Annotated in this window: 6 protein-coding genes; 5 read left to right on the top strand and 1 reads right to left on the bottom strand. The window is 60.0% G+C overall.

From position 1 onward, the window contains the following. The coding region (locus JNL55_RS05405) for a CaiB/BaiF CoA transferase family protein (RefSeq protein ID WP_293850374.1) at positions 1-1013 on the top strand (1013 nt) is incomplete at its 5' end. A 13-nt stretch (positions 1014-1026) separates the two neighbouring features. Next, positions 1027-2400, top strand: a complete 1374-nt coding sequence (locus JNL55_RS05400; RefSeq protein ID WP_293850371.1) for an MFS transporter — start codon at positions 1027-1029, stop codon at positions 2398-2400. 17 nt (positions 2401-2417) lie between these two features. On the opposite strand, the gene JNL55_RS05395 is transcribed toward JNL55_RS05400, so the two are convergent. Further along, the gene (locus tag JNL55_RS05395) at positions 2418-3380 is read right to left on the bottom strand and encodes a LysR family transcriptional regulator (RefSeq protein WP_293850368.1); all 963 of its coding nucleotides are present in this window, start codon (positions 3378-3380) and stop codon (positions 2418-2420) included. Between the two features lie 378 nt (positions 3381-3758). Between JNL55_RS05395 and JNL55_RS05390 the strand changes: the two genes are divergently transcribed. Genes JNL55_RS05390 through JNL55_RS05380 form a run of 3 tightly spaced genes read left to right on the top strand, consistent with a single transcriptional unit; the run spans position 3759 to position 8384 of the window. After that, positions 3759-5903, top strand: coding sequence for a TonB-dependent siderophore receptor (locus tag JNL55_RS05390; protein WP_293850365.1), 2145 nt, complete (start codon positions 3759-3761; stop codon positions 5901-5903). 47 nt (positions 5904-5950) lie between these two features. Beyond that, the gene (locus JNL55_RS05385) at positions 5951-7126 is read left to right on the top strand and encodes a PstS family phosphate ABC transporter substrate-binding protein (protein ID WP_293850363.1); all 1176 of its coding nucleotides are present in this window, start codon (positions 5951-5953) and stop codon (positions 7124-7126) included. A 46-nt stretch (positions 7127-7172) separates the two neighbouring features. Then, positions 7173-8384, top strand: coding sequence for a PstS family phosphate ABC transporter substrate-binding protein (locus JNL55_RS05380; RefSeq protein WP_293850360.1), 1212 nt, complete (start codon positions 7173-7175; stop codon positions 8382-8384). The last annotated feature ends 249 nt before the right edge of the window (positions 8385-8633 follow it).

Here is an 8633-nt window from a genome sequence, read left to right as displayed (position 1 = left end):
TGAAACGGCCCGCCGGGATTGCCTTGGTGCGCAAGTTGATCGCACAGAGCGACGTGCTGATCGAGAATTTCCGGCACGGCGCCATGGACGAACTCGGCCTTGGCAGCGACGCGGCACTTAAGATCAATCCGCGACTGGTTTATTGCGCACTCAAGGGATTTCTCCCCGGACCTTATGAGAAACGGGTGGCGCTCGATGAGGTTGTGCAAATGATGGGCGGAATGGCCTACATGACTGGCCCGCCGGGACAGCCGTTGCGAGCAGGTGCATCGGTGAACGATGTGCTTGGCGGCGTCTTTGGCGCGCTCGCCATTCTGGCGGCATTGCGCGAACGAGACCGGACGGGACGCGGCGGCGCTGTGCAATCCGGGCTGTTCGAGACCAACATGTTCCTGATGGCCCAGCACATGGCGTACTCGGCCATTGAAGGCCGCGAGCTGCCAAGCTTTGCAGATCCCACCTTAGGACGGCCCTGGCCCGTCTATGACGTACTGGATTGCGCTGACGGTGGCGCGAAGTTGTTCGTCGGCGTCGTGACACTGACGCAGTGGCGAAAGTTCTGTGAGGCGTTTGGTCTGCACGATCTGCTCCACGATCCGGAACTAGCAACCATGCAGCAGTTGGCAGCAGCGAGGGCTCGGATCCTGCCGAAGGTCGCCGCGGTATTTCAGAAACTGCCGCAGGCGGAACTCATGCATCGCTGCGAGGCGTTGGGGTTGCCCTTCGCACCTATCGCTCGTCCAGCGCAAATGTTCGAAGACCCGCATTTGCTCGCATCCGGCGGGTTGCTGCCGATCGATTTCGCACGAGCGCAGAACGTCACCGGCACTGCGGCCAGGGCGGTGGCCGGTGTGCCGGGTTTGCCGGTGCTGATGCGAGACGGGCGCCCGTGCCTGCGTCGGCAGCCACCACGAATTGGTGAGCACAGCGTCGAGGTGGCAGTCGAGTGCGACGTATCCACCGACGAGATCGACGCGATGCTCGCCGACGGAACGCTATTTGCCAGCCCGTGAGCGCAACGACAACATGAGTTCAAGACAGGGGGAAATGCAACGCGTAGCGGCGCAGCCGATGGTCGCCGACTCGACCCGGACTGGCTATCGCTGGATCGTGCTGGGCATCGTGTTCGTGCTCTACACCGCTGCATTTGCAGATCGCGCCAACATCGGTATCGCACTCCCTTACATACGCTCAGAGTTTGGCCTGACCAATACCCAGACCGGATTGATCGTGAGCTTGTTTGCCTTCGCGTATGCGTTGGGTCAGGTGCCAGCAGCGTTCATGGTCCGCGCTCTGGGCACACGAATCGTTGTGCCGACCGCATTACTGCTGACGTCCGCTGTGACCGCTGCCATCGGTTTCGCTGGCTCGGTGGTGTGGATCAAAGTATGTCGGGTCGCGTTGGGACTTGCCGAAGCGCCGCTGGCGATTGGCATGGTGACCACGATCAACAACTGGTTTCCGGCGCGGGAGAAGGGCACAGCTGCCGGCATCTTCATCGCTGCGACCAAGTTCGGTCCGTTGATCGTACCGCCGCTGGGCGCGTTGATCATCGTTACTCTGGGATGGCGATATGTATTTTTCTTCTGTGCCATTCCGGGGCTGCTGCTGGCAGTGGTCTGGTATTGGTTTGTGCGGGACGATCCGGCGGGCAGCCGTTTCTGCAACCGGGAAGAAGTCGATTACATCAAATCAGCAAACCTGCCGGTTGCGCACAGCTCACAGGTAGCGGCTCGCACTGAGGGGCGACGCTTCCGCTGGCTGGATACTGTGATTCGTACGCGGCAAGTCGAACCCATGGACACACCGGCGCAGATCTTTCGCTGCTGGAGCATCTGGGGCGCCGCCATCGCTTACTTCTTCATGCAGGGCATCGTCGGTGTCATTCTGGCGTGGCTGCCGGTCTATCTGGTTGAGGTCAAACATTTCTCGATCATGAAGGTGGGCTATGTCGCCGCCGCGCCGTTTGCAGGCGCCGTCTTCGGCAATTTGCTCGGCGGCTGGCTATCCGATCGTTGGTTCAACAAGCGACGCAAGCCGACTATGCTCATCACGTGCGCGTCCACCGTTGTAATGATGTATTCGCTCACTGCTGCGCCGAACGATGCCGTGGTACTGGCGCTGCTGCTCTTCGTCACTGGCGTGCTGCTGAGTGTCGGTTACTCGGCCTACAGTATTTATCCTTCGCGGATGACCACCAAGAAGGCTTTTCCGGTGGCGACTTCCCTGCTCAACACCGGTGGCCAGTTCGGCACCGCGTCGATCCCGTTCTTGACGGGTGTGATCCTCGACAGCTACAGCTGGAATGTCGTGTTCATCTTCCTCGCCGCATGCTCGTTGCTGGCGCTGTGTTTCATGTGTTCGATCATCGAGCCGGTGGAGCCGGGGACCGCTGGCTGAGCAGTCGAGCGTTGCCGCTAGGATCGAGCTGTCATCTGATGGTTATCCGCTTCCGTTTGCGAGATCAGCTTCGCTTCCCAGGCGCCGCCGTCGACCTCTTCAGCGATGAGTTCCAGGATCATTCGGCGCATCAACTCGCCGAGCGGCGTCGCTGACTGTTGCGCGGTTCGACCCAGATAAAGCGTGCGCGATATGGTCGGTTCGATCACCGGCCTCGCCATGAGCTGGCCGCTGGCCAGCAGGTCGCGAACGGTAATCTTCGGACTGAGAATACAGCCGATGCCGGCGATCAGCGCTTTACGCAGTCCATTGATCGAATTGATTTCCATCACAGCGTGCTCATGCAGATTCTGCAATAGCCTGGTCTGGGTAGAGATCGAACGCGAATTGCCTTGTTTGAGCATCAGGTGAGGCAGGGCCAATAACTCCTCGAAGCGCATGGCGGAGCGATCTTCGCCGAGCAGGTCGGCTCGGCCAACGCAGTACAGCTCCTCGATCAGCAATGGGGTCAGCGTCACACCGGAATCCGGCCATGCGTTGTAGTACAACGCAATGTTGACTGCCCCCGACAGCAACTGGTCGAACATCTCGTAGGAAAGCATCTCGTGCAGCACCACTCGGGCTTGCGGCAGCTGCGCGCGGACCCGCTCCATTAGCGGCAGGCCGATGCCCTCGATGGCGCTGAACGGCATGCCAATGACGATCTCGCCGGCGATCTGAGTCGAGCCATGCTTGAGGTCGCGTTCGGCGGCGGCGATAGCGCTCAGGATAGTGCGCGCATGTTCGTAAAGACGAATGCCCGCTGCGGTGGGCTCCATGCCGCGCGGCACGCGCTCGAACAGCACCGAACCGAGTTCGCTCTCGAGGCTGGTGATGTGCCTGCTGAGCGCGGACTGAGCGACATAACACTGCTGAGCCGCGTGCGACAGATTCCTGCGCTCATAAACGGCGACGAAGTATTTCAGTTGTCGGTGATCCATCGCCGTGCCTCGCTGGTCGATTGTCGAGTGACGTGACGGGCGAAATATCGAGCCGTCGAAGAGGCGGCCGCCTCGCGCTGCCTGCGCATACTCTACCGAAAATTCGGCGTGCAGGGGCATTGAGTCGGCAACGAGTCGCGAGTGCTGCCGCCGCGGTCGCGGGGTTCGAGAGTCGAGAACGCCGCTATCTAAAAACAGCGATTCTCAAGGGCGCTACGAGCGCATAGCCTGTCGCTCAAGGTGTTCGGATCGTAGCCGTTCGCCCGCAGCTTCAGACGCTGCGGCGAGGGCGGGATCGCAGGACCCCGGCGCACCCCCGGATCGTGACAACACACTGACGACGGGGCCAGGCAGCGTCATAAATCATCGGGGGAATCCATGAGAAGAGCGACTTACATCGGCGGCTTGGCTTCATACGTGGTCACAGGCGCCATCGGCATGGGGGTGGCCTGTGCTGCCGAGGGCGAAGGCGCCGCGAACCTCGAGGAAGTGCTGGTGACCGGACGCTTCATCGAGGCGTCGGGTAAGAGCGCGCTGAAAATGGACGTGGAAATTCGTGACGTGCCATTCTCGCTGGCGACTTACGGCGAATCGTTCATGGAAGCTGTCGATACGCCGCGAGTCGCTGACTTGTATGGCTACATGGCAGGTGTACAGCGATCCGGTGGCTCGGGCTATGACATCTCGATCCGTGGCTTCAGTTCGGTAGGCAGCGATCGCAACACCATTATGGTGGACGGCTTGCCGGGGCTCTCCGCCCGCTTCGGCTCTTCTTCAACCACGATGTTACAGAGTGTCGAGGTGGTGAAAGGGCCAGCGTCGGTGCTCTATGGGCGCACGCAACCGGGTGGCTTCGTCAATCTCATCACCAAGAAGCCGGAAGCGACGCGCAAAACTGCGGTCGAGCTGCGCACCAGCTCGTACGGCGGCGGCGGCCGATCGTTTGGCGATGACTTGTCGTATATCGCCTCGGTCGACTCCACCGGCCCCATCGACTCGCAGGGTAAGTTTCTGTATCGAGCCATCACCGAGTATGAAAGTCGCGAATCGTTCCGCGCCGACGTCGATCAGACGGTTTTCGCGGTGGTGCCAAGCCTGACTTGGAACATCTCCGATGACACTCGTGCCACGCTGATGTTGGAGTATCGCCGCGGTGACGGCACATACGATCAGGGCTTGGTGGCGCCCAATCTCGACTATCGGTTGATCGCGCCGATCACGACTCACTATCAAGAACCAGGCGATACCCAGGAGGAGGAAGGCAAGGTGGCCAGCCTGCTGGTGCGCCACTCGTTCAACGAAGATATCTCGTTGAATGTTTCAGTGCGCAGCGTCCGCAATCAGGATCACAGCATCGGTCTGGACAATCAGGCGGTACGGCCAAACCTGGTGACTCTGCAGCGCGTCGAGCGCGACCAGCTAAACAAGCGCAAGTACAACTTCATCGACAGTCAGCTCACCGCCGGATTCGCAACCGGCGGCATCGAGCACAAGCTGTTGACGGGTTTCACCATCGGTCGGGAGGAAACCGACCAGGATCGATTGCGCGGCTTTACCTCGCCGATCATCGACATCGAGATCTACAACCCCGTCTATGGAGATGTGCCCGGCGTGGGTCCGCCGCAGAGCCACACTTTGAACAAATCCACCAGCTACGGCTTCTATGTCACCGACATGGTCACGCTGACCGAGCGTTGGAAGGCAGTAGCTGGTGTGCGTCACGAGAAGGAAGATCAGAGTTCCGAAGAATTGCGCCTGGTGACCACCAGTGCGCAACGTGCAACGTACTCCGAGACATTGCCGATGGTCGGCCTGCTGTTCCAGCCAAACGACGTTTGGTCGCTCTACACCAGTTACAGCACCTCGTTTGTGCCGCCACAGGCCAGCGCGCGTCCGTTCGACCCCAGCCGAGCGTTGCAACCGCAGTCGGCCGGTCAGATCGAAGTTGGCGTCAAGTACGAGGCAGCAGACGGCACCGGCAGCGGTACGTTGGCCGTGTTCGATATCGACAAGAAAGATGTACTTCAGGCAATTGGCAACACTGGCTTGTTCGACCAAGTGGGCCAGGAGCAGTCGCGCGGTGCGGAGGTCGAGGTCAATGTGCGGCCGACCGACGCTTTACAGCTGACTGCTGCATATTCATTCATCGAGTCCGAGATCACCGATGACGTGGTGCTGAACCGCGTCGGCTCGCCGACTCAGAACGCGCCCAAGCACAGCGCGAGCGTGCTGCTGCGTTACCAACTGTCGGGCTTCCTATCGAACTTCAGCGTGAGCGGTGGCGTCGTGCATCGCTCCGAGCGACTGGGCTCGCTACCCACCGCTGCAACTCGGCAGACGTTGAAACTGCCCGCTTACACGGTGGCGGATCTGGCAGTGTACTACGTCGGTGATTCGTTCGACGCGTCGCTCAAGCTCGCCAACGTATTCGACGAGGAGTACTACCAGCACTCGTTTGTGCCGATTCGCATCGGTGCCGGAGAGCCGCGACAGCTCTCGCTGATGCTGCGAAAGCGATTCTGAAACGACTCGCGTGCGTTGTCAGAAGCCCATTCTATTGGAGTCGATGAATGCTCAACCGGTCCTTGCAGATGTTTCCTAAATTCGCCTTGCTGGCCCTCGCGTTGTGTTCCACCCAAGCGTTCGCGGCTGATACGCGCGACCCGGCGGAGATCCAGAAGGAGCGTAATGCCATCGTCGCGCGCGTCGGCAAGGCGACGACCTATCCAGCGGACAAGTTCGACTTGAGTGCACTGCCTGCGTACAAGCCGCGCACCGCGGTCAGCGGCACGCTGAAGATATGGGGCAACAACTATCTCAAAGACGGCCCGCTCGGGAGCTACTGGGAAAAGGGCTTCAAGAAGCACCACCCGCAAGTGAAGTTCGACAATCACCTGTACAGCGCGGCGACCGCCATCGGCGGTTTGTATGCCGGCGGTGCAGATATCGGTGCGTCAGGACGAGCCATCCTGTGGCCAGAACGGATGGCTTTCAACCGCGTGTTCGGCTACGACCCCACCGAAGTGGTAGTCGCAACCGGATCGTTTGCCTACGCCGGCTGGAGCAACGCCCTCGGCATTTTCGTGCACAAGGACAACCCGCTCACCAAGATCTCCTTTGAACAGATCGACGCAATCTTCGGTGCGCAGCGGGTCGGTGGTTGGACTGGTGGTGAATGGAAAACAGATGGTGCGCGGGGTGCCGGTAAGAACATTCGCACTTGGGGCGATCTGGGGCTCACGGGCGAATGGAAGGACAAGCCCATCAATCCGCACGGCTTGAACCTGCGTTACGAACAGAGCCTGCGCATCGGCGATCCTATCCTGAAGGGCAGCGACAAGTGGAGCGAGAACATGACCCTATACGCCAACTATTTGGCCGAGGACGGCAAGTTCATGCGCGCCGCTGAGCAAGTGATGCAGGCGGTGGGCAAGGATCGCTACGCCATCGGTTACGGTGGACTGATGGACCTGACCGAGCAAACCAAGGTATTGGATCTGGCCCGCAAGGCCGAAGGTCCTTACGTCAAGCTGACGCTGGAGAACACCCAGAATCGAACCTATCCCCTGTATGCAGACACGTTCTTCTACATCAATCGCAAGCCCGGCCAGAAGATCGAGCCCAAGCTCGAAGAGTTCCTGCGCTTCGTGCTCAGTCGCGAGGGCCAGCAGGCGGTGGCGCGCGACGGAAAATATCTGCCACTGCCGGCTGAGGTGGTGCGCGAACAATTGAAGAAGCTCGACTGAGCGAACGGCGCGGCGGAATCGTCGTATCAACTGCGGTGGAGATGGAATGATGGACATACGTGCCAAGCGCAATGCCAGGCTTTTGCTGTGGATGCTCAGTGCAATGGCGGTGGCCGGCGGGTTGGGCGTGGCCCATGCGCTGGAAGCTGCGAAGCAATCGAAGGAAACGCGAGACGGCCTCGAAGTGCAGAGCGCACGCGCTAAAGTGGTGGCCGAGAAAGCCAAGCTCACTCACTACGACAAGAACTACTTCGACCTGAGCAGTCTGCCCGACTACCGGCCGGAGACCACCGTCGCCGGCGAGCTGCGATTGTGGGGCAACAACTATCTTGCCGACAGCCCGCTGGGCAAGTACTGGGAAGATGGCTTTCGTAAACATCATCCGCAGATCCGATTCGACTATAGCGGCTTGAAAACAGCGCATGTCGCCATCGCTGGGTTGTACACCGGCAAGGCGGACTTGGCGCCCAGTCGCCACATCACTTTCGTCGAGATCGAAGCGTTCGAGCGCATGTTCGGCTATAGCCCGACCGAGATCGTGATGGCTACCGGCTCCTTCAATGTGACTGGCTGGCTGCCTGCGTACTCGATCGTCGTCCACAAGGACAATCCGCTGGCAAAAATTTCGATGCAGCAGCTCGACGGCATCTTCGGTACGGCGCGCGACGGAGGTTGGAACGGCACCACTTGGGAACTCAGTGCGGCGCGTGGCACAGATAAGAGCATTCGCACTTGGGGCGCGCTCGGGCTCACTGGTGAATGGCGCGATAAACCGATCAATATTTACGGCATCAACTTGCGCTACAACGACACGCGCGAGTTCGAACGAAAAGTATTCAATGGCGGCGACAAGTGGAACGAGAACCTGCGCGAGTACGCCAACTACGCCAAAGCCGATGGCTCGATTGCCGTGTCAGCGGGGGAGTTGATCAAGGACCTGAGTAGGGACCGCTATGGCATGGCCTGGAGCGGCATGCAGCATCTCACCAGCGAGACGAAAGCGCTGCCGCTGGCAGCGAAGGAAGGCGGACCTTACGTCGAGCTCACCATCGATTCGGTGCGCGATCACGAGTATCCGCTGTACTGCGAGGTCTACATCTATATCAACCGTGCTCCCGGCCAGCCAGTGGATCCGAAGGTCAAGGAATATCTGCGCTACGTATTGAGTCGGCAGGGCCAAGAAGCCATCGCAAGAGACGGCAAGTATTTGCCGCTGACGGCGCAGATGATTCAGGCCGAACTGAAAAAGCTGCAGTAAGTAGCCCATCGTCGTCCCAACAGCTTTCGCGACCGGTGGGTTGAACCCGCCCGCTCCAGAATTTGCATCGAGAGACCTGCAATGAGTTCAGACAACAAGGCTCGGCTGCGAGCGACTTGCATGAGCACCGTGGTGCTGGCGATGCTAGTCATCGGTTCGGGCAGTGCGGTGGCTGCCGATCCCCCGGCTACGAAACCGGCGGCGTTCACTCCGGCTACTTATGATTTGAGCGGGCTGCAGCCCTACAAG

This window comes from Steroidobacter sp., assembly GCF_016790065.1.
Lineage (GTDB): Bacteria > Pseudomonadota > Gammaproteobacteria > Steroidobacterales > Steroidobacteraceae > Steroidobacter.
Note: the sequence above shows the minus strand (reverse complement) of the source record. Positions and strands in the feature narration are given on the sequence as shown.

Coding starts and splice junctions, on each gene's coding strand:
- JNL55_RS05400 (WP_293850371.1), top strand. CDS start 1,027: ATGAGTTCAAGACAGGGGGAAATGCAACGCGTAGCGGCGCAGCCGATG.
- JNL55_RS05395 (WP_293850368.1), bottom strand. CDS start 3,380: ATGGATCACCGACAACTGAAATACTTCGTCGCCGTTTATGAGCGCAGG.
- JNL55_RS05390 (WP_293850365.1), top strand. CDS start 3,759: ATGAGAAGAGCGACTTACATCGGCGGCTTGGCTTCATACGTGGTCACA.
- JNL55_RS05385 (WP_293850363.1), top strand. CDS start 5,951: ATGCTCAACCGGTCCTTGCAGATGTTTCCTAAATTCGCCTTGCTGGCC.
- JNL55_RS05380 (WP_293850360.1), top strand. CDS start 7,173: ATGATGGACATACGTGCCAAGCGCAATGCCAGGCTTTTGCTGTGGATG.